This window comes from Tabrizicola sp. T46 (genome assembly GCF_057219895.1).
The window spans coordinates 97,368-120,933 of the sequence record NZ_JBXVVV010000005.1 but is presented as its reverse complement, the minus strand read 5'-3'; the positions used below and the strand labels follow the sequence as shown (position 1 = coordinate 120,933).

Here is a 23,566-nt window from a genome sequence, read left to right as displayed (position 1 = left end):
CCCCAGCTCGCCCTTGATGGCGACGCCGATGATCGAAAAGATCGTCCAGACGGCGAAACAAGCGGTGAAGGCGATCGTGCTCAGCGTCAGGGCGCGGGTCTGGTCGGCGCGTGAGGCTGTCGTTGCGGTCTGCATGGCGGGATCTCCGGCAAGAGGGAGGCAGTTTCCCCAGTGGGGTTGATGCCAGTGCTGAGATCCACGCAGGCCAAAGAGGTTGATCTAGATCATCTATTGCGGATTTCTTATTGAAATAAATGGCTTAGAGAAAAATGTCAGGTTCGCTTGCAGGGTCAGTCAAGGCTCCTCCTGCGATGATCAATTGTTGGCTTGACAATTATCAATCGTGGGATTGGACTCTGCCAAAGCACTTCTAAGGACGACAGGATGCCCGATTCATCATTCAGGGAGATTCGCGACCTCGCGCTGTTTTCACAGATGGCGGACGAGAATTTCTCGGCCTTGATGCGCGGTGCTTATGTCCAGAACTTCCCGGCGCAGATCGAACTGATCACTGAAGGCGACCCGAGCGACTTCCTGCATGTTGTGCTTTCCGGTTCGGTTGACCTCTTCTCGGCCTGGAATGACCGTGAGACCAGCCTTGCGACCGTTCGGCCCATCTCGACTTTCATCCTGGCGGCTACGATCAAGGATGCGCCTTACCTCATGTCAGCCCGCACATTGGAGAAGAGCCGGATCGCGCTGATCCCCAGTCAGGATGTGCGCGCCGTTTTCGACATTGACGGCAACTTTGCCCGCGCCATCGTGACAGAACTGGCGCAGTGCTACCGCTCGGTCATTAAGGCGCAGAAAGACCTGAAGCTGCGGACATCGTTGGAGCGGCTGGCGAACTATTTGCTGCGCCAGCAGAGGCGCGCCGGTGGGGCAGCATCGTTCGACCTTGATTTCGAGAAGCGCCGCCTCGCTTCAGTGCTTGGGATGACCGCCGAAAACCTGAGCCGCGCCTTCAAGGGGTTGCAGCCCTATGGGCTGGAGGTGGACGGAACACGTATCACAATCACCAACCAGGCAGAGTTCGAGCGGTTTGCCAAGCCGAACCCGCTGATCGACGACGGGTCCACCTGAGGCGTCAGACCAGAGGGTCCACTCCGATCACCAGGGGATGCAGCCAGATCAACCCCGCATAGAGCATGAGCCCGGCAGCCAAGCGCAAAAGGGTGTCGGCGGTCAGGGATAGCGATGCGGGGCATTCCGATAGGGCTGCGCGCAGGTCGTGCCATCTCTGCCCCATCTCTCGCTGTCGCCGCCGGTCGACAAGGCGGCCGCCAAGCATCGCGAAACCGGCGAAGGTGCCGAACAGTATCACATGCGCCAAGTCGCCGTTTGGCAGGATATGCGCCGCCGACCATATCCCGAGCGCCAGAAGCAGGGGATGCCGCGTCAGGCGGACGATGCCGGGACGCGCCGGGTCGTACCGGTCATTGTGCGCGCCGCCGAAGGAAAAGGGGTTCGGTCGTGCAATTGCCAGCGACAGGATCACGCAGACCGGCAGCATCACGGCCAGCACGACATGGTTCTGCCACGGCGCCCAGTCCCAAAGCGGCACATAGGGCGCTCGACCCGCTGCCGCGATCAACCAGGCCAGCACGGCAAGTGAGAGAGCCGAATAGGCGATGCCAAAGCCTGCATGCCCCAGCCTTGCCACCGCCCAGGGCCGCAACGGCGGGCGGATCGGAATGGAGTGGGTCAGGAAGAAGGCCGCGAAGGCAAAGGCGAATTCGTTCCAGCCCATGCCCAGTCAGATCCGTTTCGCAGGCGGCAGGCGCAGCAGAAACCGCCCGTACAGAACGGCATAGCCGCCAAAGGCCCCTATCCAAGCCACTCCGGCCAGGCTGTGCAGCGCCATCGCCTCATCGGTCCAGACCCCCGCGACCACGCGCGCCAGGACAGCGGTGACCAGCGCCAGATAGATCGCCACCGTGCCGGGGCCTGCGTGCAACTCTTGCCCAGTATGGCCCAGGGTTGCCCGCGTCATCACCGCGAGAGTCATCAACCCGACAGCGCCACCCATCCAGATATGCTGCGCTGCGGCCATGCCGAAGACACCCGGCATTAGGATCTCGGCCGCGAGCGCGATGGCCCCCAGAGGCAGGAAAGCATAACCAGCGTGCAGCACTAGGACGAGTGGCTCCGCCGCCGTGCGGATGCCCGCCCATCGCGCCAGTCGGATAGCATGCAGAGCACCTGCCAGCCCCAGCAAGACGGCGGTCACCAAGGACGTCGGCAGCGCGACCCACATGAGCAGCGCCGCCAAGAGAGCCAGCAGGGCCACCTTGTCGAACCCCTGCATCGGCGCGGCGGGCAGTTTTCCCGGCCCGCGCCGCACCAGCCAGTTGCGGGTGAATGACGGTACAATCCGCCCACCGATGACCGCGATCATCATCACTCCCGCCGCCAACCCCAGCCGCAGGCCATGGCCTTGGGCGGCATAGTCGCCTCGCGCCGCCTCCCAGTGATAAAGGCCGTTGCCAAGGGCAAAGACCGCCAGCATCGCCAGCACAATCAGATTGCGCCAGTTCTTGCCCGCTACGATCTCGCGCCCTATGGCAACGGCCAGAACCAGCGGAAAGGACAGATCGACCGTCGCCGCCAATCCTGCGGGCAGGTCACTCGACATGGCAACTGCCACGCGCCCGGCCAGCCACAGGAAGAACAGCCCGCCAAGCCGCCAGCCCACGATGGGCAACCGGCCTGTCCAGTTCGGCACGGCGGTCAAGAGAAACCCCGCAATCACCGCGCCGAGGTATCCAAACAGGAATTCGTGCGCGTGCCAGCTGACTGGATCGAAGGCGGTGGGCAGCGTCAGATGACCAGACAGCATCGGCACCCATAGCGTCATGGCCAGCGCAGCCCCGGTCGCGGCGCCGAAGAAGAATGGCCGGAACCCGTAGGTCAGGATCGCAGGGCCGGTCCAGGCGCGCATCTGTTCGGCAGTGGTGGTCATCATGCGTCCTTCTGTTCGTACTGGACCCCGGCCTCGGTCAGGATGACGTCCAGTGCGATGTCGCGGGGTTGGGGAAAGATGGTGGCAAGCCGGGCAGATTGCAGACCGATACCGATTGTCATCGGGCGAGGCGACAGCACGGCGAGCGTGCGGTCAAAGTACCCCCCGCCGTAGCCCAGCCGAAACCCTGCCGGGTGCCAGCCCACCAAGGGGGCAAGAGTCAGGTCAGGCACCACCTCTGGCCCGTCAGCCGGGACCGGGATCTTCCAGAAGCCCTGCACCATCCTGCAATCTGGCGTCCATAGGCGGAACGCCAGTGGTGCAGAGGGCGCTGTGACCACGGGCAATGTGACGCGCGCGCCGCGTGCGAGCAGGCTTTCCAGCCAGGGCCGCAAGTTCAGTTCCGCCTTGATCGGCCACCAAGCCGAGAGCGTCAGCCCGTCGACGCTCGGGAAACGTTCAGCCATCAGGGTATCGACACGCGCGGCAATCATGTCTGCCGCTGCACGACGCTGCGACATGGACAGGGCCTGACGGTCTGCGAGCAATCGCGCGCGCTCGGCCTTGCGCCAGCGAGCGACGTCGCGGACCTGCTCTTGGTCCACAGCCAACGGATCGAAGTAGTCCGGGGCGATCTCGCAAGCCATGCAGGGAGACGAGGCGAATGGGCCCGGCTCAGACATCGGCGCGCCGCTCCGCCTCGAACTGCGGGAACAGCACGTCGTTCTCCAGCCGCATGTGCTCGGTCAGGTCACGGGTGAACTCATCCAGTCCACGGTAAAGCCCGGTCCAGGTGCCGCAGGCCCCGTCGGGCAAGGTCAGGTTTGCGGTCAGTCGGAAGATCGCGGCCAGTTCGCGGTCATGCCCGGCATGATCGGCGCGCATCACCGCGATCGGAGTCTCGATGCCGGGCATCCCGCCCTTGCGGATCGCGGGAAACAGGATCAGTTCCTCTTTCTTCATATGCACCTCCAATTCGCCGAGCATCTGGTGCAGCAGGGCCGACAGTCCGTCAGGCACGCCCACGTCGCCGAAGTGCACGTCCTCGACACGCTCGGCCATTGCCACCAGTTGCGGAAGCTGCTCCCTGTGGCGGGCATGGTAGCGCTCCTCGATGTGCCGGGTCAGGGCGGTCGGCTCGAACGGCGCTGCAGCTTCGGTCATGTGAGGTCTCCTGTCAGAAGAACAGTTTGGGTGGGGCGACGGGGTCGCTTTGGGCTGACTGAACGGCGATGTGCAGGGAATGGGCGATCCGCTCGGCGCGCTCGATCAGGTGCAAGGCACCCGCGGGCGTGCAGGTATCAACAGCTGTCGCGCGGAACAGCGCAAGCCAGCGGTCAAAATGTGCCGCATTGATCGGCAATGGAGTATGCGCGGGCACCGGCCGGCCATGATACTGCCCGGTCATCAAGGCGACCGAAGACCAGAACGTCACCATCCGCTCAAGATGCACGGACCAATCGGTGATGCGGGCCGCAAAGATCGGCCCCAGAACGGCATCTGCACGGACACAGCCGTAAAAGCGGTGTACCAGATCGCGTAGAACATCGAGGCTAAGACCCGTCTCTTCCATAAGGGCGGCCGTCACTTCCGGCCTGGTTGTCGGGATGGACAAGCTGACAGTTGCGCTGGACATCTGAGTCTCCGTCTTGCGCTTTGGCTTAGGCCTGCTAATTGGTATTGTAAATGCCTATTCAAGGAAACCGACCTCATGCGGCTGACCTCCTTCACCGACTTCGGGCTACGGATGCTGATGCGAATGGCCTCCGATCCGTCGCGCGCCATCTCCACGGCCGAACTGGCCGAAGCCTTGGGCCTGTCCCGCAATCATCTGGCCAAGATCATCCAGCATCTGGCGCGCGCAGGCCTGATCGAAACCCGGCGCGGCGGCGGCGGTGGCGCCGTGCTGGCCCGACCGGCGTCCGAGATCCGGCTTGGCCAGGTCATCCGGTTGTTGGAAGAAGGGCAGCCCTTGGTCGAGTGTTTCGGGGCCGATGGGGGTGCCTGTTCGATAGACACGCGCTGTCGGCTCAAGGCGCGTCTGCGTTCTGCGGAAGCAGCTTTTCTCACGGATCTCGACCGATCGACACTGGCCGATATCGCCCTGCCCCCGCTGCCAAAGAACCTCGTGGTGTCGCAATGACGCAGGTGGAACGTGACGGTGCAGGCTTTGTCGTTCCGGCAATCTTGCTCGCCGAAGCATTCGGACTGACCGAGTCCGACGTTCGCGAGTCGATGCGCACCGGTGCCCTGACATCGATCTGCGAGGCCGGGGTGGGGACGGACGCGGGACGCTGGCGCCTGACGTTCCGCTACATCAATCGCGCCTGCCGGTTCACGGTCGACGAGGCAGGAACGATCCTGTCGAGTTCTCGCTTTCCGGTGCGGGACCGATCGTCTGACTTGGAACGTTGACTCCTTCATCCGATTATGTAAGTGATTACTCACTTACTTGCTTGGATGAATCGATGCGCAAGACGTCAGATTTCCGCAAGGCTGAAATCGTGGCAACGATCCTTGCCTTGGCCGACCAGATCGGCCCGGACCGGGTGACGACAGGCGCCGTCGCCAACGAAGTCGGCGTGACGCAGGCTGCCCTGTTCAGGCATTTTCCAACAAAGGCTGCAATGTGGAGTGCCGTGGCCGACCAGGTGGCCGAAACGCTGACCCATGCCTGGAATGCGGCTGTGGCACAGAGTGAGCTGCCGGTTGACAGGATTAGGGCCCTGATCCGGGCGCAACTGGACCAGATCGCAGCAACACCCGCGATGCCCATGCTGCTGTTTTCCCGCGAACTGAATGTCGAGAACGCGGCCTTGCGCACGGCATTCCGCGGGCGGCTGACCGCTTTCCATGGCCATCTTATGCGCGAAGTCGAGCTGGGCCAGCAGTCCCATACCCTGCGCGATGACGTTGCAGCAGCGGATGTGGCGGTCTTGCTGACTTCCTTGGTGCAGGGGGTGGCGATCCGCTGGTCACTGGGCGCGCGCGACTTTGGCCTGCAGGCCGAAGGGCTGCGCCTTCTGGATGTCCAGCTGCAGCTCCTTGGGGTTGAAGGAGGCTGACCGATGCGGACCATCTGGATCATTGCGGTGGTGGCGGCCTTGAGCATCGGCGCAGGAGCGATGTACCTGACCGAGCGTCCGTTGACGGTGGCGGTCGTGCAGCCCGAAACCGATGTGGCCCTTCGCATCTACGGCCTCGGAACCGTCGAGGCGAGGGTGCTGGCGCGCGTAGGATTTGAGTCCAGCGGAACACTGATGTCGCTTACGGTCGATGCAGGTGACCGCGTGGCACAGGGGCAAGCGCTGGCCGAGCTGAATCAGGATGAGCAGGAGGCGCGGCTCGCGCGTGCCCAGGCCGCCGTGGCGGCGAACGCTGCCAATCAGGCCAAGGCGGAAGCGGCTGTCCTCCGCGCCACGGCAATCCTGGCGCAGCGCGAGACGGCCAACCGCCGGCAGGCCGAGTTGACCCGACAGGAAGCCGCATCCATCCAGCGCGCGGAGGAGGCGCAGCGAGATGAAGACGTCGCTCGTGCTGACGTGAAAGTTGCCGAAGCGGAACTCGCCGTCATTCGCGCTCAAGGGCAGGATGCAGTCGCTGCCCTGCAACTTGAACAGACGCTGCTGGACCGTCACCGCTTGACCGCGCCCTTTGATGCGCTGGTTGTCACACGCTTGGCCGAAACCGGGGCCGTGGTTCGGTCAGGCGATCCGATCTTTACCCTGATCGACCCCGATACGATTTGGATTCAGGCCTACATTGACGAAGAACGCGCTGGTCAGCTGGCCCTTGGCCAGCCCGGCACCATCCGTCTGCGGTCTCAGCCTGCCAGCGAATTCACGGGCACGATCACCCGCATCGGAGTGGAAAGCGACCGGGTGAACGAGGAACGCCGCGTCTGGCTGACCTGCTCGGATTGCCCGCCGCAAATGTTTCTGGGCGAACAAGCCGAGGTGCGCATCCTGACTGCCACACGCGCCACGGCCCTGATGGTGCCTGAAGTGGTGATTATGGGCTTCGACGGGTATCGCGGCACGGTTTGGATCGTCCAGGACGGTAGGCTTTCGCGCGCCGACCTGACATTCGGCGCGCGTGACGACCGGGGCCGGGTGGAAGTGACGGGCGGGTTGCCCGATGCTGCGCAGGTCGTGGCCGTCCCGTTGCAAGGTGTGGATGAAGGCCGGCTTGCTCACATCGGAGCTGCGCCATGAACCTTGCCATCAAGGATATCCGCCACGGCCTCTTCCGCTTTGTCCTGACCTGTTTGGGACTTGGGCTTCTGATGACGGTCGTGCTGGCGATGATCGGCATCTACAACGGCCTTGTCGCAGATGCCCTGGCCGTCGTGAAGGCCCCTGCCGCTGATGTCTGGGTGGTCGAGGCTGGCACACAAGGCCCCTTTGCCGAAGCGTCAAGCATCCCGGCCACGACCCGGGACGCCGTGGCCCGCATGCCCGGAGTGGCCGAGGCCGGGGCCATCGCTTACCAAGCGATCGAGGCCAGCCATGCCGGCAGGACCTTGCGGCTCTATGTCATCGGCTTTGAACCCGGTCGTCCCGGCGGACCGCAGCGCATTACCGAAGGGCGGGGGCTGGGCAGAAGCCACTTTGAACTGCTGGCAGACCGCAAGACCGGTCTGGTGCCCGGAGAGACCATCCGGCTGGGACGCGACCGCTTTACCGTCGTGGGATTGGTCGAGGATGCGATGAACTCAGGCGGCGATCCGGCAGTCTATGTGACTTTGGCTGATGCATTGACGTTGCAGACGGCGATGGACCCGGCCGCTGCCCGGGTGCAGGCGGCTCGGGGCGATGGCGGCCTGCGCCCACCGACGGTGGCCGCCGTTGTTGCCCGGCTGCAGCCCGGTGCCGATGTGGAGCTTTTGACCGCGACGGTTCGGCAATGGAAACACCTCTCCGCCCTCAGCCAAAGTGAACAGGAGCAGCTTCTGCTTGCCTCGGTGGTGGACCGGGCGCGGCGCCAGATCGGTCTGTTCCTGGGGATCCTGCTGTCTGTCAGCGCCGTGGTGATCGCACTCATCATCTACACCATGACCATGGAGAAGCTGAAGCAGATCGCTACCCTGAAGCTGATCGGCGCCCCGGATCGAACCATTGTGGGCCTGATCGTGCAACAGGCGCTGATCCTTGGCATCTCTGGCCTTGCGATCGGGCTGGCCCTGATCCTTCTGGTCAAGGACAGCTTTCCCCGACGCGTAGTGCTTGAGCCGTTCAACGCGCTGGTGCTGACCGGCATCATCCTGATGGTCTGCCTTGTTGCCTCGGGTCTTGGCGTCCGCGCGGCGCTGAAGGTTGACCCTGCCACAGCGCTCGGGGGCTGACCCATGCCGCCGGGCGACATTCTGGTCGATGTGCGGGGCGTCGCCAAGCATTATGGCGAAGGCGAAACCCGTGTCGATGCCTTGCGGTCCGTGGATCTGCGGGTACATGTCGGCGAAGTCATCGCGCTGCTGGGCCCGTCCGGTTCGGGCAAGACGACGCTGCTGAACGTGATCGGCTGCATTCTTGCCCCGACCGCGGGCCGGGTCGAACTGGATGGCGATGCGGTGTTCGACGGCAAATGGCTCCGCAGCGATCTGCGACAGCTGCGCCTGGACAAGATCGGCTTTATCTTTCAGGCGCACAACCTGTTGCCCTTCCTGACCGCCGAAGAGAACGTCTCGGTCGTGCTGGACCTTGCGGGCTGGCCTGCCGAAAGAGGCCGCGAACGGGCACGCGAACTGCTTGATTACCTTGAAGTCGGGCATCGGGCCAAGGTGAAGCCAGCCCTGCTTTCCGGGGGCGAAGCGCAACGCGTCGCCATTGCCCGCGCGCTGGCGAACCGCCCCCGGATCATCCTGGCCGATGAACCCACGGCTGCGTTGGACAGTGGTCGGGCGCAGCTTGTGGTGGACCTTCTGCGAAAGCTCGCCAGCGACCAGAAGGCCTGCATCATCGCCGTGACGCATGATGAAAAGATCTTCGACCGTTTCGACCGCCTGATCCACCTGCGCGATGGTCGTCTCGTGGACAGCTGAACCAAGGAGAAGGCCATGCCCGCCCGCAGAAAGCCCCTGACGGCCGTCGCCTTTGTCGCAATCGTCTTCGGTCTCCTGACTATCGTTTCTGGAGGCCGCGCCCTTTTTGGTGGCGCCGACATGGGGGCCGTCGTCCCGTTCGTTCTGTGGTTCAACTTCCTAGCAGGGTTTGCCTACATCATCGCGGGTCTGGGGCTTTGGTATAGGACTGGCTGGGCACCCGGCCTTGCCATCGCCATCACCCTCGCGACCGGAGCGATCTTTGCGATGTTTCTCTTGGAGGTCTGGCGCGGGACTGCATACGAGGCGCGGACGATGGGTGCGATGGCGCTGCGCCTTGCGATCTGGGTGGTGATCAGCGTCGTGGCGGCAAGGGAAAAGGCCAGTCGCGCATGACGGAAGGCAATCCTTTCACAGGGCACCATGCGGCCTGCCGCGATACTACCAAGCAGGCGGCGTCACGTCTGACGGGAGATCCCGTGCCCCCTCGCACTGACCCCAAGCGTCGCAATAGATCAACTGCTCCAGCGGCAGGCGGCTTGCCCAACCCTTAGCCGCCAATTCGGGCTGGTCGTAAAGCTCTTCGACGTGGCCGAGGCAAAGCCAGGCCACCGGAACAACGCTTTCGGGCAGGCCAAGGATCTCGCTTAACGCGCCCGACCGAAAGATGCTGACCCAACCCACACCAATCCCTTCCGACCGAGCCGCCAGCCAGAGGTTCTGAACAGCACAGACGGTCGAATAAAGGTCCATCTCGGGCGCGTGGGTGCGGCCAAGCACAACAGGGCCGCCACGCGCGCGATCGCAAGTGACGCAGATGCTGACCGGCGCTTGCAGGATGCCTTCAAGCTTCAGGCTGGAATAGAGCGGACGGCGGTCAGGTCCGAACATCGCTTCGGCTTCGGCGTTTGCATCGGCAAAGGCGGCCTGAACCCGACCTTTCACACCGGAATCCCGGACAATGATGAAGTTCCACGGCTGCATGAACCCAACCGAAGGCGCATGATGGGCAGCCGTCAAAATGCGCATCAGAACATCTTTGTCCACGGGAGTGTCCGTAAACTGCGAGCGCACGTCGCGGCGCGAGAAGATAGCGCGATAGACGGCAGCGCGCTCGCCTTCGCTGAAGGCTCCGGCCGCGACCGGAGAGGCAGAAACGGACATGACGGTCCCCCTTCGTCGAAACGGGCGCGCCGCCGGCCTTCGGCGCGTCCTGTTTCGTCTGGCCGGTCTTCTGACTTGGCTTCGCGCGGGTGCTGCGCCTTCCCGGTCATTCGACCCGTGGCAAATGCAGCCCCATCCACCTTACAGCGTTGGGCACGTCGCAGGATTTCACTGCGTTCCCGATTATCCCGCCACGGAAAGCGGCGGGCACCAAACGCCGCCACTCTAGGCGTAAGTTCGATCTGGCGCAATCAGCGCGGCACTCCCGACGAAGACAGACGTAAAATCATTCTGTGGGATCCTTCAGCTCGGAATTTGGATCGAGGGCGTAGCCGCTCGCTGGTCCACGAAGGGGCTGAATCAGCATCTGGTCGAGCCACAAATCACGGTGTGTACGAAACTGTTCGATCCCGATCTCCATCCCCTCGTGTCCCTTGGCGGGCTGAGCGATGTAGGTGCCGAGCAGCCGGTCCCACCACGGCAGGTTGAAGCCGTAGTTCGAGTTGGTCTCGCGCGGGTCGGTGGAATGGTGGACGCGGTGCATGTCCGGCGTCACGACGAACAGGCGCAGCACGCGGTCCACCGGGCGTGGCAGGTCGATATTGGCGTGGTTGAACAGCGCGGTGGCGTTCAGGACCACCTCGAAGAGCAGCACCGCGACGGCGGGCGGGCCGAGCGCCGCGACCACCGCCAGCTTGATGCCCATCGAGATCAGGATCTCGACAGGATGGAACCGCAGGCCGGTTGTGACGTCAAAATCAAGATCGGCGTGGTGCATCCGGTGCAGCCGCCAGAGCCCCGGCACCGCATGGAACATCACATGCTGAAGGTAGATCGCCAGATCGAGCAGCAGCATCGAGACGATGATCGCGACCCAGACTGGCACATCGAGATTGTGGAACAGGCCCCAGCCGCGATCCTCGGCCATGACGGCCAGCCCGACAGCGAGGATCGGGAACGACAGCCGCAGGATGACCGTATCGACCACCACGAGCGCAAGATTATTGGTCCAGCGGATCACCCGCGGGATCTGCCGTCTGCGCCGGGGGGCTGCCACTTCCCAAAGCGCCATTGCCGTCAGAACACCCAGAAAGATGGCAAGACGGATGGTCGCCTCGGTGGCAAGGATGGTCTCGGACATGGATCGCTCGCCTTTGGCCTTGTGGGGCGCGATGGAATCGCTATTATTCAAGGCAACGCTTGAATGATCTAGCGTCAGGAGACAGGCCTTGTCAATCAGCCCGAAGCTGGCCCTGCTGGAGGAATACGCCCTTGTCGCGCGCGCCTTGTCGGCACCGGCGCGTCTGATGCTGCTGGAACAACTGGCGCAAGGAGAGCGTGGCGTGGAGGCGCTGGCGGAAAAGACGGGCCTGACCATCGCCAACTGCTCGCAGCACCTGCAACAGTTGCGCCGGGCTGCGCTCGTCACCAGCCGCCGCGATGGCAAGGCGGTGATCTACCGACTCACCGACGCAAAGACTCTGGAACTCATGGACCTTTTGCGCATCGTGGCCGAACGTAACCTGGCACAAGTCGAGCGCATCCTACGGGGCCTCTCGGGCGGCTATGACGCGCCCGAACCGGTCAGTCGCGCGGTCCTCGCCGCACGGCTCGCGGGAGGCTCTGTCACTGTTCTCGATGTCCGGCCCTCCGACGAATATGCTGCGGGCCACATCCCCGGTGCACGGAACGCCACCTTGGCGCAGTTGGAGCAAATTCTCCCAACACTTGCGCATGACGCTGAGATTGTCGCCTATTGCCGCGGCCCATACTGCGTCTATGCCCATCAGGCCGTCGCCACTTTGCGCCGCCACGGTCTAAACGCGCGGCGGCTGGAAGGTGGTTTGCCTGAATGGCGTGAGGATGGAAGACCAGTGCTCATCGACGTGGGCTGAGCGTTGTTGAGCTCAATAGGACGGCGCCCGGTTTCGAAAGGACAGGACTTCGCTCATCGCGCGCCATCTTCGTTGACGATGCAATCATATTGCCCGATGGCTGACACCTGATACGGCGACCCTAGTTCGTCGTGCGCCACATCCGGTATCGCCCCTGGCCTGTCATCTCACGGATCAGACCCCGCGTTTCCATCCAGGCAAGGTTGCGCTGCACGGCCGCTCGACTGGCGCCGGTCATGGTCTCGGCCATGGGGGCCGAGACGAGGGGCCATTCGGTCAGTACCGCGCGCAGCGCCCGTGGTGTCTTTCCCGAGAGCGGTGACATCTCGATTTCTGCCCGCGCTGACCATGCTTCGATATCGTCGAGGTGCCGCATCGCGGTCAGGCTTGCTGTTTCCATCCCGTCGAGCCAGCGCGCCAGACGGACAGTCTGTGAGCCACCTGCGCGCAGGCCCCCTGCCCCGCCCATCGCCAGCGGCGTAAAGACTGCGCCCCTCCCTTCGCTGGCCGAGATGCGTGCGGCGGTCACCGCCGCTTCCATCCGGTCACTGTGCTGCCCGAGTCCTGCTAGGTTCCAAAGGTGGAAGCCCATGCAGGCGCGGGTGATCGGGTGCAGATCGTCAGCTTGCGCCATAAGTTCCAGCCACCCCTCGGCTCGATCGGAGAATGGTTCTGCCACATCATCCATGTTCTCGGGGTCATGGCGATCCAGGAAGGCAGACAGGTCGACGTCTGGCCCCGGCCCGCCCGTCAGGCGCCGCACCGCCCACCCCACCCGCGCCAGCGCTGTTGTGTCGTCTTGGGCTCCCGAAAGGCGCATGGAGATCCACAGTGCCAACCTATCCGGCGCGACTCGATCCCCGGCGAACCAACTAAGGTCGGCTGCCTCGATCAGGGCCAGTCTGTGCCGCCACCCCTCTGGTCCGCGCTTGAGCCGTTCATCCAGCGCTCCAAGCCGACCCGCGACGCGGGCGAGGCGCGCGGCATGCCCCGCCTCGGCCTTCCGCCAGTCGTCGAGAACCGACATCTCGCGGGGCTCCGCCCGTGGTCCAGGCGGCAGATCGTCGGTTTCCTCTTCGATCGGACCGGGCAGGAACCACAGATCGTCGTCTGACGTCTCATCGACCTCTCCAACGGCAATGGGAGGTACCTCGAAATCATCATACAAGACGGATACTTGAGGTTTCATATGTGCAAAATACGTGCAGTTTGCACTTTACCAAAGGGTTTTGTTGGGGGGCCTCGACACACTTGTATATAGCACGCGCGCGCGGTGGTCTTCGAGACCTCTCTGACCGTGGTCAGCCTCAGGAAACCAAGGGCTTTCCGATGGACAGCACCGCAAGGAGCGCCCTTGCATCCGTTTACAAACGGTCGTTTATTAGTAGTATATGCAATTGCAAACGGCCTGTTTTGATGCCCCTGATCGGCTATGCGCGCGTCTCGACCGAGGATCAGACCCCCCTGCCCCAGTCGCAGGCCCTGAAATCCGCGGGCTGCGCAGAGATCCATGAAGAGCAAGCATCGGGAGGGAACCGCGCGCGGCCCGTGCTGGCCCGCGTGCTCGAGCGGATTAGCAAGGGCGACACGCTGGTTGTCGTGCGCATCGACCGTCTGGCGCGGTCGCTGTCGCACCTCCTCGAGGTGATCGAACGGCTGGAAGCCAGAGGCGCCTTCTTCCGATCGCTCATGGACCCGATCGACACGTCCTCGCCGCAGGGCAAGTTCACCCTTCAGGTTCTGGGTGCTGCGGCCGAGTTCGAGCGGGCCCTGATCCGCGAACGCACCAAAGCCGGGCTAGCCAGTGCAAAGACTAAAGGCCGGGTTGGCGGCAATCCGGGCCTGCGCGCGCGGGATCCGGCGGCGCTGCGCAAGGTGAGGCTGGCCCGGCAGGACGGCTACATGGAGCGGCTGAATGAGACGGCGCAGGACTGGGTTCCCCATGTCCGTCGCCTGCGCCCCAACTTGGCCTGGGAAGACGTGGTGCGCATCGTCAACGGCCCCCTGCCCCGCGAGCGCCAATGGACGCAAAGCCGGCTTTTGCGCGCCGTTAGCGCCTACGTCCGCGACGGCTTTCTGCCCGAGAGTGTGCTCGCCCGCGCCGACCGCCGCGAGACCGACGACCGCCTGCCCGCCATCGTCGCCGCCATCAAGGGCGCGGACCCCGACATCACGCTTCAGGCGATCTGCTCCCGGCTGGAGGCGATGCGCGAGCGCACGCCCCGCGGGCGGACAAGCTGGCAGCCGTCATCCGTGAAGATGCTGCTAGAGCGTGCCGAGAGGCTGGGGCTGCTAGAGTGAAGTCGCGGGAATCGGTCGCACGATTCTGAAGATCTGCGTTACGTAGGCGTCGACAATACATGTTGTGGCCACGACATCGCGGGCTACGAACTGTTGAAGTGCTCTACGAACAAGGTTGCCCAAGACGCTGATACTTCAAGGTTTTTTCTCGTCAGAAATTCGCCGTCTCAACGCCCCTAGGCCGCTCAACGGTTTGGACTGGATTTACTCACCAAAACTGTTAAGGTCTACAAAACAATAAAGACTTGAGGGCAGTGATGAGCGGGATACGGGCCTCCCAAAGATTCGATGTAATGTCCAAGCGGCTCGGTAGCCGGTTGCGTGAACATGCGCAGGAGACGTTCCCACCGGATGCCCAGAAGGGTCTCCGTCGCTTCGCGATGCGGGAAGCAGCCGATCTGCTGCGGATCAACCAGAACACCTTCCGCCATCATGTGTCAAATCTCGAAGGTTTTCCGGAAGGCTTGCTCGAGGGTGGCAACCGCCGCAGCTTCTCTGCCGAGGACATGGTCGAAGCCCAACGCGTCCTTCTTGAGACGGGTAGGATCAAGCCCGATGAGCACCCTCACAGAAGAGCCGGCGAACCGTGCCAGGTCGTGACGATTTTCAACCTGAAGGGCGGCAGCGCGAAAACATCGACCGTTGCTCATGTTGGTCAGCTTCTGGGCCTGCGCGGCTATCGGGTCCTGCTTATCGACCTCGACAGCCAGGCAAGTCTGACAAACCTGTTCGGGGTTACCCCTGAACTCGATCCGGACATGCCGACCTCCTACGATCTGATCCGATCCGAGGGGCCCCTGCCCGCCTCAGATATCATTCGAAAAACGAACTTCCCGACAGTGGATCTGATTCCGGCATCCATGGACATCATGGAGTACGAGTTTGAGGTCGCTTTGAGCTTCAGACACGGTGCCACCACGTTCCACAGTCGGATCCGTGAAGCGCTTGAGCCTGTCTTGAACCGATATGATGTGGTGATCTTCGACACGCCGCCGCAGCTGAACTTCTCGGTGATCTCCGCCCTCTTTGCTTCCACTGGGGTCCTGATCCCGCTCAACGCATCCATGCTTGACGTCATGTCTCTGGCAAGCTTTCTCGGCATGGCGAGCAACCTGATGGGCGTCGTCGAGGCGCATGCTCCCGAGCACGGCCTGAACTTCGTGCGGGTGCTGATCACCCGCTACGAGAACACCGACGGTCCACAGGTCCAGATCTCGTCTCTGCTTCGGACGGTCCTTGGCGATGCGGTCCTCCCTGCCGAGTTCCTGAAGTCGACAGCGGTAGGTGATGCCGCAAACACCCAGCAGAGCATCTTTGAGGTCGAACCTCGCGACGTGAACCGCAGAACCTACGAGCGTGCGATCGAGTCCGTTTCGCGCGTGACCGACGAAGTCGAACGCGAAATCCTCAAGGCGTGGGGGCGTAGCCATGGCGCGTAAGGTCTTCGGGGACTCACTCAAGAACGCGATGGGCAATACCGCAACGCCGGACGAAGGTGCGGATCTCGATCTGAAGCGCACGAGCCCGACAGTCGCTCGTGCGCAGGCATCTGTGCTCGAAGAAGACAAACACGCCACGCGCCTGATTGACCCGAGCACCGTGCGGATGTCCGCGGTCATGGACCGTATCGATCCGAGCGATGGCCTAGAAGAACTTGTCTCCTCAATCCGGGAACATGGGCAAAAGGTTCCCATTCTTGTCCGCCGAACCCAGGACGGAGCACTTGAGATCGTCTATGGGCGCCGCCGTCTTCTCGCCTGTCGTGAGCTTGGTCAGAAGGTGCGTGCGACGGTCATGGAGATGACCGAAGAGGAAGCTCTGATCGCTCAAGGCGTGGAAAACAATGCCCGCCAAGACCCCTCGTTTATCGAGAGGGCCCTGTTCGTCGCTGGGATCATTCGGGAACTTGGTAAAACTGACGAGACACGCAAGAACGCACAGACCATCGCCTATCGGGCACTTCAGATCGACGAGTCGCTCGTCTCGCGGATGAACCGTATCGCAACCGGCATTCCGATGGAGCTGATCCAAGCTATCGGACCTGCACACGGCGTTGGTCGGCGAGTCTGGGAGAAGCTTTTCAGGCTGTGCGAGAAGGACGTCGCGAGAGCCAGAGAAGTTGCCCGTGAAATCCCCCGCAACTTGCCAGGCCCAGACCGACTTGACGCAGCGGTTACGCTGCTTACGGCCACCAAGGCAACTACACCCAAGGTTGAGCAAGGTGAGCGCGTGAAGATCGGCCGCAAAGGCAATCGCATCACCATCGATGTGGACCCTGACCTTGCCCCGCGCGTTGAAGACGCCATCCGGAAGCTGATCAGCGAGCTTCTTGACCGCGGTCAAGATGGCCCAGAGTGACGACCCCGTGTCTTGACCGCGGTCAAGACATCAAGAGCAACGAGCAGAAAACGAAAGGAGGACCGGCTAGAAAAGGAAAGACCCCCCGAAAGCGGTGCTTCCGAAGGGCCTCAATCAGTCTCGACACCTGATTGATACCCTCAAAACGAATCGAGTTCAACACCGCTCGCGGTGACCGGGGAAGCTTTTTCTTCCGAAACACCATGAGACATGTAACCCAAACACGAACCGCCATGGCGGAACCGAGAGCTATTGCCTGCCCTACTATCTACGAACTTCTGGGACCGGTACGCGCCCTGCGGAAAGAACTTGGCCTGACGAGCAACGACATCACAGTCTTGACGGCCCTGATCAGCTTTCTTCCCCGTGATCGACAAACCACAAATGGTGAGACCACACCCAAACTTACCGTTGTGTTCCCCTCCAACGCCTCCTTGTCTGAGCGCGCAAACGGCGTCGATGAGAGGACCCTACGTCGCTGCTTGGGCCGTCTTGACGCAGCCGGCCTCATCGACCGGAAGAACTCGGCAAACGGCAAACGCTTCCCCCTGAGGTATGGCGGCATCATCCGGGACGCGTTTGGGATCGACTTGAACCCACTGATACAGAACCACGACGCACTGGCGGCCGAAGCGTTGAAGGTTGCGGAGAAGCGTGAACGCCTTCGCTCCCTCAGGGCAGAAGCACTAGCACTGCGCGCATCCCTCCTTCAGGACCAGCGCCTCGACGAAGCGCGATTGTCCTCACTCGGAACGATCAGGAACATCCTTCGACGAGCAACCCTCACGGTTGATGCAATCTTGCAGATCATCGCTGATCTCCGCGAACTCGGAGCCAAGGCCGCGCAGAGCTACGGAGAGTGCGAGAGTTCAAGCGTGCCCATAGACGAAGTCCCTGCACACGACCAAGCCCACAGCGATGCTAGCATGCGCGAAATGTCCGCCAGAAACGGACAAAATGACCGGCAGATAGAGTCCATAAAAAAAGAATCTTTTAAGAAAGACGAGCAGGCAAAGCAGACCGGCGCTGACCAAAACAGTGCGGGGCCTTCCATGAACCGAGACCCTGCAAAAATGTCATGGACAGACTTCACACATGTCTCTGACTTCTTTCCAGACCCACCTCGAACAGGAGAAGCCCTCAACCGTGTTCTCTTCGATATCGGGCGATTGCTTAGAATACGCCAGGAAAAGCTGATGCGTGGCCTCCAGAAAACCGGCGCTGGACGGCTTCTAGTGATCTTAGATTACCTGTTGGGAAAAGGAGAAACGATCAGACAGCCCGAGGCATACTTTGAAACGATCCTGGGCGCATAGAACAAGCAGCTTGGACTTCTTGACCGCGGTCAAGAACGCCGAAGAGAGAGAAAGGTTGGGGGTTTGATGGGTGACGGGAAGTGAGATCGGGAGAGTGGCTTCCGGCGCCCGTCGTGGAGAAGATCTGATGACAAAAGCGGCCCAGAACATCGTCCTGTCCCCATCGCGGGACATCCCCTTCAACAAGCTCATCCTGAGCCAGTCCAATGTGCGGCGCATCAAGGCTGGCGTCTCGGTCGAGGAACTGGCCGAGGACATCGCTCGGCGCGGGCTCCTGCAGAGCCTGAACGTGCGGCCCGTGGTCGATGCTGATGGTGTCGAGACCGGCACGTTCGAGATCCCGGCCGGGGGTCGTCGTTTCCAGGCGCTGTCGCTGCTGGTGAAGCAGAAGCGGTTGGCCAAGACCGCGCCGATCCCCTGCATCGTGCGAGATGCGGCGTCGGAGATTCTCGCCGAGGACGACTCGCTGGCGGAGAACATGCAGCGCGTCGCCCTGCACCCGCTGGACCAGTTCCGCGCCTTTCAGGCTCTGCGCGAGAAGGGCCAGGGCGAGGAAGTGATAGCGGCGGCCTTCTTCGTGACGCCGCAGATCGTCAAGCAGCGCCTGAAGCTCGCCTCCGTGGCCCCTGCCCTGCTCGACGTCTATGCCGAGGATGGCATGACGCTCGAACAGCTGATTGCGTTCACGGTGAACCCCGACCACGGGCGTCAGGTGCAGGTCTGGGACGCGGTGAAGAACTCCTGGAACAAAGAGCCCTACGCCATCCGCCGCATGCTGACCGAGAGCTCGGTTCGGGCCTCGGATCGTCGCGCCGTCTTCGTCGGTATCGATGCCTATGAGGCCGCGGGCGGTGTTGTGCTGCGCGATCTCTTCCAAGGCGATGATGGTGGTTGGCTCGAGGACCCTGCCCTTCTCGATCGGCTGGTGGCCGAGAAGCTTCAGGCTGAAGCCGAAGCGCTCACTTCCGAAGGCTGGAAGTGGATCGAGGTCGCGACCGACCTGCCCTATGGCTACAGCCACGGTCTGCGGCGTCTCGTCGGTGATCCCGCGCCGATGACCGACGAGGAAAGCGCGGCCCACGCTTCGCTCCTCGCCGAGTATCGTGCGCTGGAAGAGGAGTGTTCCGGCCAAGACGAATACCCCGAGGAGATCGATGCCCGGCTCGGTCAGCTCGAGATGGCGATGGAAGCGCTCGAACAGCGGCCGCTGATCTACAACCCGGCCGAAATCGCGCGCGCTGGCGTATTCGTGACGCTGGATCGCGACGGCGGCCTTGCGGTCTATCGCGGCTATGTCCGGCCGGAGGACGAGCCGCGCGAGGAGACCGCGGTCCAGGATGGTGATGGCGCGGACGTCACGGGGCAGGGGGGTGATGTCGGTGTTTCCAGCTGGAAACCATCGGCAACCTCCGCCGGGGGCACCGTCATCACTTCGGGTGGTCAGCCGATCGGCGCGGATGCGTCTGATGAGGAAGATGACGGTGCGCAAAAGCCGTTGCCCGAGCGGCTGGTCATGGAACTGACGGCCCACCGGACCCTCGCGCTGCGTGAGGCCATCGGGCGGTCGCCGGGCGTGGCGCTGACGCTGCTGCTTCTGAAGCTGGTGATGGATACCTTCCGCACCTCCTCTGCTTCGGGCAGCTGTCTCGAGGCCTCCGTGCGCCATGTCTACATGTCCGCTCAGGCGCCCGATCTGAAGGACAGCGTCGTCGCAAAGCTGGTCGATGAGCGTCACGCGGCCTGGGAGGCTGATCTGCCTCTCGGCGATGATGCCGCGCTCTGGGACTATTTGACCGTGCTCGACCAGGGCAGCCGTTTGGCGCTCCTGGCGCATTGCCTCAGCTTCGGCATCAACGCGCTCCATGAGAAGGTGAACCCCTATGGGGCGGGCATCTCCGCCAGCGGTCTGACCCGCCGCATGGCCCATGCCGATCTGGTGGCCCGTGCCGTCGATCTCGACATGGTCGAGGCGGGCTGGGAGCCGACGGTCGATGGCTATCTCAACCGTGTGCCCAAGGCCCGCATCCTCGAGGCCGTGCGCGAGGCGAAGGGGGAAGGGACCGCGCAGCTTCTAGATCACCTGAAGAAGGGCGAGATGGCCACAGAAGCCGAGCGGCTTCTCAAAGGCAGTGGCTGGTTGCCCGAGGTCCTGCGCCGAGCCGATCTGGTGACGTTCGATGGCGAGGCGGTCGGAGAAGGGCAGTGGGAAGATGCGGGCGAGCCCGAAGACATCGATCTCCCGGCCTTCCTGACGGCTGATCTGCTGGACAGCGCCGCGACGATGATGGCTGCGGAGTGATCTGAGTCATCTGGGGGCGGGGGAACCCGCCCCTTCCTTCCATAAAAAGATAGCAATATCAATATGATGAATGCGAACACTTGCATTCGGGATGAGGAATCATGTCTGCAACAACCATCATCGACGCGGCCCCCTTGGGGGCGCTGATCCGCTACACCGACGGCAGTCCCAAGCCGCCGGCACGTTTCACAAAGAAGCTGGCGGCCTGGGAGCGATCAAACGGTGTCGGCCGCCTCGTGAAGAAGGAACCGCCTCGGTCCTATCCGACCTGGACCGCTCCGGCCTCCTTCACGCTCCATGAAGGCAACTTCTCCTCGGACGGGGTGATCCTCGTCACCATCATGCGCAGCCATTCGGCGGACAGCCGTCTGATCTTCGAAGTGGCCGAGGAGCCGAAGCCCGGGCAGGTCCGCGTGCTCCTCGACTTCGGTGGCAACACTGAGCTGCTGCATCTGGCGGAATCCATCACCGCGGCCGAGCTCTGGATTGCACGGGAGGGCTATCGCAACGCGCGGTTCGAGATCGTCGGTGCTGATGACGGTGATAGGGCAGGGGGCGCGGACCTGGCCGCCTGAGCCCTGACAATGCGTGAGGGGGCCACCCATGGGAGGGCCCCTCACCGACCAGACCCTCGTCCCGCGAAATCGTGGGGCCCCAGAGGATCCATTCCCAAAGAAGGAGTCGTCAACCAAGAGCGTGGCCAGGAGGCTGGCGGCGTTCAAAGCAAAAGCGGGACAATCGGCACCTGACGTTGGGGCACCATCCCCCGCTCGCCATTCCCTTCCTTGCCCTGAATCCCGTCTTCGAGATCAACCCGCGAGGGGTCGGACTACGGGCGAGCCCGTGCCGCCGGGTGGATTCGGACGAGCCGAACGCACCCGGTGATGTCAGCCAGTCTTCGGGCCTGCGGGGTCCTGTCGCGCGGGGGATGGTCCCCCGCCTCCAAGACAGGAGCCAAACAGATGTCCCGCAAAGATGCTTACGCTTTCGCCGCCTCCCTTGCCGCCACGCTCATGGTCTCGATCGTCGTCTTCCAGGCAGGCGATGGTACCTTCGGCGCCGTCCCCGCTGATGAAATCGACGGCGACGAGGTTCAAGTGATCGCTGAGGTCGACCCGTGGGCATAAGGCCCACGGTTTGTCCCGAGAGCTCGGCATCGGGGCAGGGTCCCCGATCCGGTCCGTTCGGCTTTCAGACCTCTCGGTGGCCCGGAAATCTGAACCGACGCGGAGGTCGGCACGACTGCCCAAGGAGCCGAACGCCCGGTGTCGAGTTTACGGTCCGCCCGAAACGTCGAGGAAGAGTTTCACCAGGGCGACGTTGATGAAGTAGTTGTGCTTTCCAGAGCGATGCTTTTCGACAAAGCCCTGCTCAGCCAAAGTATCGAGATACTTCGCGGCCGTCTGCCGACTGACATCCAGATCGTTCTGCAGATATTCGATCCGGGTGTAGGGATGGCGAAACAAGTTGTTCAGAAGTTCCTGGCTGTAAATCTTCGGCAAGTCTTCACGTAGCCGATGCTTCACGTCCGCCATTTGCTGTCGGATGCCGGTGACGATCTCGACTGTTGTGGCAGAAGTCTCTGCAACGGCCTCCAGCATGTAGATGACCCAGGGTTCCCAATCGCCCGTGTCGCGCACCGCCTGAAGGTGCCTGTAGTAGTCCGCTTTGTTACGGGTGATGAACCGCGACAGGTAGAGCACCGGGATGTCGAGCAACCCCGTTCTGGTCAGATAAAGTACGTTGAGGATGCGCCCGATACGTCCGTTGCCATCCGGAAACGGGTGGATGCTTTCGAACTGATGATGGATCAAAGCCATCTTGATGAGCGGATCGAGATCGCTGAGTTCATCGTCGTTGATGAACCGTTCGAGCGCCGTCATGTGGCGGACAATTTCGTGCGCATCCTGGGGGGGGACGAAGACGATCTCCCCTGTTTGCTCGTTCTTGAGGGCAGTACCCGGTGTCACTCGAAATCCATCGCTGCGGCCCTTCAGCAAGCGGAACATGTCGATGAGCGCCGAATTTGGGATCAGGCCGCCGGTTTCGCCCAAGCGTGCGTATCCGAGCCGCAGAGCGTCGCGATACAGCGCTACTTCTTTGGCCGCCGGGGACTGCGGATCGTCAGGGAAAACATCCGCCTGAAACAGTTCATCCTGCGTTGTGACGATGTTTTCGACTTCCGACGAAGCCTTGGCTTCCTGAAGCGCTAAGGTATCGATCAGGATGCCTTGGTTCGGAATGGTCTTGGCCTGACCCTTCAGATCTGCAAGCGCGCGGCTGGCGCGAGCGAGCGCCTTCAGGACCGGAACGGTTTCGATCTCGGCCGGGGGTGGCAGGGCGGGAATGGCATAGGTCGGCTTTAACATGTGCTCCGCGTCGTGTTAAGAAATCGTCGTTTTTCTAACATGATCGAACAGTCGTGTCAGCAAAAACCGGTTTCCTTAACTTGGGCCATGCTTCGCCCGGGCGGGGTCACCCAACTCCGTCAGACCGCCAGAGCGCTCGGGTCCTTGCCGGCGTTGATGTGGTCTGCGAACCACTGCGGTTTCCGGCCCCGGCCCGACCAGGTGAGGGCCGCGTTCTCAGGGTGCCGGTACTTCGCCACGGCTGGCGCACGGGTCTTCTTCAACTCGACTCCGATCAGATCGGCCAGGGAATAGCCCATCTCCTTGGCGATGGCTTCCAGCTTGGCGCGGGCTTCGGCCTTGTGCCGGTCCTCATAGGTGGAAATCGCCTTGGCGAGGTCCTTCTGCAATTGCTGCAGTTCCTTGAGCGACATCGCCTCGAGATTGAAATCAGCCATTGGGCCCTCGTGTCCTGAATGATGCGTCCGGGATAGCCGTCAGGCTGCAACATCGCAACTCCCACGGAGGACGCCGCGATAGGGCAGGGGGATGAGGTTGGCTTGAGCTGCCGGGTCGGCGGTTTCACAACTGCTTCAACCCGGTTGCCTTGGTGAGGAAGGCCGAGTTCTGCGAGAGCCCCAGGCCGCTCCTATCCCCGGTGCCATCCCTTCGACGGACAATCCCCTAAGCCTGTTCGGCCTCTGGCGCGCAACCCCGCGTCAGTCCGGGCCGTGTTGGCTAGCGTTTCTGAGGAAACGCGTCACCTGCCCGCTCCACCCCGGCCCTCTGGAGGTTTCCGGTCGCCGTTCCGTCTCCCGTGCACGCCTCAGCCGACAGGCTTTTTCCGGGTCTTGTCGAAGGGACGATCCCAGGGACAGGAAAC

26 protein-coding genes, 1 tRNA gene, 1 pseudogene and 1 riboswitch are annotated in these 23,566 nt (G+C 62.6%); of the genes and pseudogenes, 17 read left to right on the top strand and 11 right to left on the bottom strand.

Annotation, left to right across the window (positions count from 1 at the left end):
* Window positions 1-327 precede the first annotated feature (327 nt).
* Window positions 328-1,083, top strand: a complete 756-nt coding sequence (locus AC2D9V_RS16970) for a cyclic nucleotide-binding domain-containing protein (RefSeq protein WP_484715278.1) — start codon at window positions 328-330, stop codon at window positions 1,081-1,083.
* A 4-nt stretch (window positions 1,084-1,087) separates the two neighbouring features.
* Here the strand turns inward: AC2D9V_RS16970 and AC2D9V_RS16965 are convergent, their stop codons facing one another.
* From AC2D9V_RS16965 to AC2D9V_RS16945, 5 genes are read right to left on the bottom strand one after another with little or no spacing between them, the layout of a single operon-like run.
* Window positions 1,088-1,750 carry an NnrU family protein gene (locus AC2D9V_RS16965; RefSeq protein WP_484715277.1) on the bottom strand — a complete coding sequence of 221 codons (663 nt, stop codon included), beginning with the start codon at window positions 1,748-1,750 and terminating at the stop codon, window positions 1,088-1,090.
* Window positions 1,751-1,756: 6 nt separating this feature from the next.
* Window positions 1,757-2,962: an NnrS family protein gene (locus AC2D9V_RS16960; RefSeq protein WP_484715276.1), complete on the bottom strand. Its 1,206-nt coding sequence runs from the start codon at window positions 2,960-2,962 to the stop codon at window positions 1,757-1,759.
* A complete protein-coding gene (locus AC2D9V_RS16955; RefSeq protein WP_484715275.1) occupies window positions 2,962-3,609 on the bottom strand; it encodes a 5-formyltetrahydrofolate cyclo-ligase in 648 nt (215 codons plus the stop codon). Before AC2D9V_RS16955 ends, AC2D9V_RS16960 begins: the two co-directional genes overlap by 1 nt.
* 28 nt (window positions 3,610-3,637) lie before the next feature.
* Window positions 3,638-4,126 carry a hemerythrin domain-containing protein gene (locus tag AC2D9V_RS16950; protein WP_484715274.1) on the bottom strand — a complete coding sequence of 163 codons (489 nt, stop codon included), beginning with the start codon at window positions 4,124-4,126 and terminating at the stop codon, window positions 3,638-3,640.
* Window positions 4,127-4,139: 13 nt separating this feature from the next.
* On the bottom strand, window positions 4,140-4,598 hold the full coding sequence (locus tag AC2D9V_RS16945) for a group III truncated hemoglobin (RefSeq protein WP_484715273.1): 459 nt from the start codon (window positions 4,596-4,598) through the stop codon (window positions 4,140-4,142).
* 75 nt (window positions 4,599-4,673) lie between these two features.
* Here AC2D9V_RS16945 and AC2D9V_RS16940 point away from each other — a divergent pair, with 75 nt between their 5' ends.
* The 7 genes from AC2D9V_RS16940 to AC2D9V_RS16910 are packed head-to-tail and all read left to right on the top strand — an operon-like array spanning window position 4,674 to window position 9,398.
* On the top strand, window positions 4,674-5,105 hold the full coding sequence (locus AC2D9V_RS16940) for an Rrf2 family transcriptional regulator (RefSeq protein WP_484715272.1): 432 nt from the start codon (window positions 4,674-4,676) through the stop codon (window positions 5,103-5,105).
* A complete protein-coding gene (locus AC2D9V_RS16935; RefSeq protein WP_133618482.1) occupies window positions 5,102-5,377 on the top strand; it encodes a DUF6522 family protein in 276 nt (91 codons plus the stop codon). The genes AC2D9V_RS16940 and AC2D9V_RS16935 overlap by 4 nt, the downstream gene beginning before the upstream one ends.
* Window positions 5,374-6,027 carry a TetR/AcrR family transcriptional regulator gene (locus AC2D9V_RS16930; protein ID WP_484715271.1) on the top strand — a complete coding sequence of 218 codons (654 nt, stop codon included), beginning with the start codon at window positions 5,374-5,376 and terminating at the stop codon, window positions 6,025-6,027. Before AC2D9V_RS16935 ends, AC2D9V_RS16930 begins: the two co-directional genes overlap by 4 nt.
* Before the next feature lie 3 nt (window positions 6,028-6,030).
* On the top strand, window positions 6,031-7,176 hold the full coding sequence (locus AC2D9V_RS16925) for an efflux RND transporter periplasmic adaptor subunit (RefSeq protein ID WP_484715270.1): 1,146 nt from the start codon (window positions 6,031-6,033) through the stop codon (window positions 7,174-7,176).
* Complete coding sequence (locus tag AC2D9V_RS16920) at window positions 7,173-8,306, top strand: ABC transporter permease (protein WP_484715269.1); 1,134 nt, start codon at window positions 7,173-7,175, stop codon at window positions 8,304-8,306. Before AC2D9V_RS16925 ends, AC2D9V_RS16920 begins: the two co-directional genes overlap by 4 nt.
* A 3-nt stretch (window positions 8,307-8,309) precedes the next feature.
* Window positions 8,310-9,002, top strand: coding sequence for an ABC transporter ATP-binding protein (locus tag AC2D9V_RS16915; RefSeq protein WP_484715268.1), 693 nt, complete (start codon window positions 8,310-8,312; stop codon window positions 9,000-9,002).
* Between the two features lie 15 nt (window positions 9,003-9,017).
* Entirely contained in the window at window positions 9,018-9,398 is a 381-nt protein-coding gene (locus AC2D9V_RS16910) for a hypothetical protein (protein WP_484715267.1), read from the top strand.
* A 45-nt stretch (window positions 9,399-9,443) separates the two neighbouring features.
* Here AC2D9V_RS16910 and bluB read toward each other — a convergent pair whose 3' ends face one another.
* Together bluB and AC2D9V_RS16900 are read right to left on the bottom strand one after the other, a co-directional pair.
* On the bottom strand, window positions 9,444-10,166 hold the full coding sequence (bluB, locus tag AC2D9V_RS16905; protein ID WP_484715266.1) for a 5,6-dimethylbenzimidazole synthase: 723 nt from the start codon (window positions 10,164-10,166) through the stop codon (window positions 9,444-9,446).
* Window positions 10,167-10,209: 43 nt separating this feature from the next.
* Window positions 10,210-10,396: riboswitch (cobalamin riboswitch) on the bottom strand.
* Window positions 10,397-10,452: 56 nt separating this feature from the next.
* Window positions 10,453-11,307 (bottom strand): sterol desaturase family protein, encoded by an 855-nt coding sequence (locus tag AC2D9V_RS16900; protein ID WP_484715265.1) that lies wholly within the window; start codon window positions 11,305-11,307, stop codon window positions 10,453-10,455.
* An 88-nt stretch (window positions 11,308-11,395) separates the two neighbouring features.
* On the opposite strand from AC2D9V_RS16900, the pseudogene AC2D9V_RS16895 reads away from it, so the two are divergent.
* Window positions 11,396-11,596 (top strand): annotated as a pseudogene (locus tag AC2D9V_RS16895) (ArsR/SmtB family transcription factor); the annotation flags it as partial.
* On the opposite strand, the gene AC2D9V_RS16890 reads toward AC2D9V_RS16895, so the two are convergent.
* Window positions 11,574-11,640, bottom strand: a tRNA-OTHER gene (locus AC2D9V_RS16890). The pseudogene AC2D9V_RS16895 and the gene AC2D9V_RS16890 sit on opposite strands and share 23 nt — an antisense overlap.
* Between AC2D9V_RS16890 and AC2D9V_RS16885 the strand changes: the two genes are divergently transcribed.
* The gene (locus AC2D9V_RS16885) at window positions 11,618-12,061 is read left to right on the top strand and encodes a rhodanese-like domain-containing protein (RefSeq protein WP_484715264.1); all 444 of its coding nucleotides are present in this window, start codon (window positions 11,618-11,620) and stop codon (window positions 12,059-12,061) included. The two genes, AC2D9V_RS16890 and AC2D9V_RS16885, sit on opposite strands and share 23 nt — an antisense overlap.
* Window positions 12,062-12,182: 121 nt before the next feature.
* On the opposite strand, the gene AC2D9V_RS16880 is transcribed toward AC2D9V_RS16885, so the two are convergent.
* Window positions 12,183-13,250 (bottom strand): hypothetical protein, encoded by a 1,068-nt coding sequence (locus AC2D9V_RS16880; protein ID WP_484715263.1) that lies wholly within the window; start codon window positions 13,248-13,250, stop codon window positions 12,183-12,185.
* Between the two features lie 227 nt (window positions 13,251-13,477).
* Here AC2D9V_RS16880 and AC2D9V_RS16875 point away from each other — a divergent pair, with 227 nt between their 5' ends.
* The 7 genes from AC2D9V_RS16875 to AC2D9V_RS16845 all read left to right on the top strand — a co-directional run bounded on the left by AC2D9V_RS16875 (window position 13,478) and on the right by AC2D9V_RS16845 (window position 21,462).
* Window positions 13,478-14,362 carry a recombinase family protein gene (locus tag AC2D9V_RS16875; RefSeq protein ID WP_140849166.1) on the top strand — a complete coding sequence of 295 codons (885 nt, stop codon included), beginning with the start codon at window positions 13,478-13,480 and terminating at the stop codon, window positions 14,360-14,362.
* Window positions 14,363-14,655: 293 nt separating this feature from the next.
* Window positions 14,656-15,801 (top strand): plasmid partitioning protein RepA, encoded by a 1,146-nt coding sequence (repA, locus tag AC2D9V_RS16870; protein ID WP_181180961.1) that lies wholly within the window; start codon window positions 14,656-14,658, stop codon window positions 15,799-15,801.
* Window positions 15,791-16,720, top strand: coding sequence for a ParB/RepB/Spo0J family partition protein (locus AC2D9V_RS16865; protein WP_140849162.1), 930 nt, complete (start codon window positions 15,791-15,793; stop codon window positions 16,718-16,720). Before repA ends, AC2D9V_RS16865 begins: the two co-directional genes overlap by 11 nt.
* 203 nt (window positions 16,721-16,923) lie before the next feature.
* On the top strand, window positions 16,924-18,036 hold the full coding sequence (locus AC2D9V_RS16860) for a helix-turn-helix domain-containing protein (protein ID WP_484715262.1): 1,113 nt from the start codon (window positions 16,924-16,926) through the stop codon (window positions 18,034-18,036).
* A 127-nt stretch (window positions 18,037-18,163) separates the two neighbouring features.
* Window positions 18,164-20,335, top strand: coding sequence for a ParB/RepB/Spo0J family partition protein (locus AC2D9V_RS16855; protein ID WP_484715261.1), 2,172 nt, complete (start codon window positions 18,164-18,166; stop codon window positions 20,333-20,335).
* 101 nt (window positions 20,336-20,436) lie between these two features.
* Window positions 20,437-20,910: a hypothetical protein gene (locus tag AC2D9V_RS16850; RefSeq protein ID WP_284166092.1), complete on the top strand. Its 474-nt coding sequence runs from the start codon at window positions 20,437-20,439 to the stop codon at window positions 20,908-20,910.
* Window positions 20,911-21,297: 387 nt separating this feature from the next.
* Window positions 21,298-21,462 carry a hypothetical protein gene (locus AC2D9V_RS16845; protein ID WP_165496653.1) on the top strand — a complete coding sequence of 55 codons (165 nt, stop codon included), beginning with the start codon at window positions 21,298-21,300 and terminating at the stop codon, window positions 21,460-21,462.
* 147 nt (window positions 21,463-21,609) lie between these two features.
* On the opposite strand, the gene AC2D9V_RS16840 is transcribed toward AC2D9V_RS16845, so the two are convergent.
* Window positions 21,610-22,704, bottom strand: coding sequence for a Fic family protein (locus AC2D9V_RS16840; protein ID WP_484715260.1), 1,095 nt, complete (start codon window positions 22,702-22,704; stop codon window positions 21,610-21,612).
* Between the two features lie 119 nt (window positions 22,705-22,823).
* Window positions 22,824-23,141: an H-NS histone family protein gene (locus AC2D9V_RS16835; RefSeq protein WP_484715259.1), complete on the bottom strand. Its 318-nt coding sequence runs from the start codon at window positions 23,139-23,141 to the stop codon at window positions 22,824-22,826.
* Window positions 23,142-23,566: the final 425 nt, after the last annotated feature.

Bases quoted from the DNA above. Each gene is read 5' to 3' on its own strand.
- AC2D9V_RS16860 (WP_484715262.1), top strand. From the start codon at position 16,924: ATGAGACATGTAACCCAAACACGAACCGCCATGGCGGAACCGAGAGCT.
- AC2D9V_RS16910 (WP_484715267.1), top strand. From the start codon at position 9,018: ATGCCCGCCCGCAGAAAGCCCCTGACGGCCGTCGCCTTTGTCGCAATC.
- AC2D9V_RS16865 (WP_140849162.1), top strand. From the start codon at position 15,791: ATGGCGCGTAAGGTCTTCGGGGACTCACTCAAGAACGCGATGGGCAAT.
- AC2D9V_RS16940 (WP_484715272.1), top strand. From the start codon at position 4,674: ATGCGGCTGACCTCCTTCACCGACTTCGGGCTACGGATGCTGATGCGA.
- AC2D9V_RS16955 (WP_484715275.1), bottom strand. From the start codon at position 3,609: ATGGCTTGCGAGATCGCCCCGGACTACTTCGATCCGTTGGCTGTGGAC.
- AC2D9V_RS16935 (WP_133618482.1), top strand. From the start codon at position 5,102: ATGACGCAGGTGGAACGTGACGGTGCAGGCTTTGTCGTTCCGGCAATC.
- AC2D9V_RS16965 (WP_484715277.1), bottom strand. From the start codon at position 1,750: ATGGGCTGGAACGAATTCGCCTTTGCCTTCGCGGCCTTCTTCCTGACC.
- AC2D9V_RS16855 (WP_484715261.1), top strand. From the start codon at position 18,164: ATGACAAAAGCGGCCCAGAACATCGTCCTGTCCCCATCGCGGGACATC.
- AC2D9V_RS16950 (WP_484715274.1), bottom strand. From the start codon at position 4,126: ATGACCGAAGCTGCAGCGCCGTTCGAGCCGACCGCCCTGACCCGGCAC.
- AC2D9V_RS16835 (WP_484715259.1), bottom strand. From the start codon at position 23,141: ATGGCTGATTTCAATCTCGAGGCGATGTCGCTCAAGGAACTGCAGCAA.
- AC2D9V_RS16920 (WP_484715269.1), top strand. From the start codon at position 7,173: ATGAACCTTGCCATCAAGGATATCCGCCACGGCCTCTTCCGCTTTGTC.
- bluB (WP_484715266.1), bottom strand. From the start codon at position 10,166: ATGTCCGTTTCTGCCTCTCCGGTCGCGGCCGGAGCCTTCAGCGAAGGC.
- AC2D9V_RS16945 (WP_484715273.1), bottom strand. From the start codon at position 4,598: ATGTCCAGCGCAACTGTCAGCTTGTCCATCCCGACAACCAGGCCGGAA.
- AC2D9V_RS16915 (WP_484715268.1), top strand. From the start codon at position 8,310: ATGCCGCCGGGCGACATTCTGGTCGATGTGCGGGGCGTCGCCAAGCAT.
- AC2D9V_RS16845 (WP_165496653.1), top strand. From the start codon at position 21,298: ATGTCCCGCAAAGATGCTTACGCTTTCGCCGCCTCCCTTGCCGCCACG.
- AC2D9V_RS16925 (WP_484715270.1), top strand. From the start codon at position 6,031: ATGCGGACCATCTGGATCATTGCGGTGGTGGCGGCCTTGAGCATCGGC.
- AC2D9V_RS16875 (WP_140849166.1), top strand. From the start codon at position 13,478: ATGCCCCTGATCGGCTATGCGCGCGTCTCGACCGAGGATCAGACCCCC.
- AC2D9V_RS16840 (WP_484715260.1), bottom strand. From the start codon at position 22,704: ATGTTAAAGCCGACCTATGCCATTCCCGCCCTGCCACCCCCGGCCGAG.
- AC2D9V_RS16880 (WP_484715263.1), bottom strand. From the start codon at position 13,250: ATGAAACCTCAAGTATCCGTCTTGTATGATGATTTCGAGGTACCTCCC.
- AC2D9V_RS16900 (WP_484715265.1), bottom strand. From the start codon at position 11,307: ATGTCCGAGACCATCCTTGCCACCGAGGCGACCATCCGTCTTGCCATC.
- AC2D9V_RS16850 (WP_284166092.1), top strand. From the start codon at position 20,437: ATGTCTGCAACAACCATCATCGACGCGGCCCCCTTGGGGGCGCTGATC.
- repA (WP_181180961.1), top strand. From the start codon at position 14,656: ATGTCCAAGCGGCTCGGTAGCCGGTTGCGTGAACATGCGCAGGAGACG.
- AC2D9V_RS16960 (WP_484715276.1), bottom strand. From the start codon at position 2,962: ATGACCACCACTGCCGAACAGATGCGCGCCTGGACCGGCCCTGCGATC.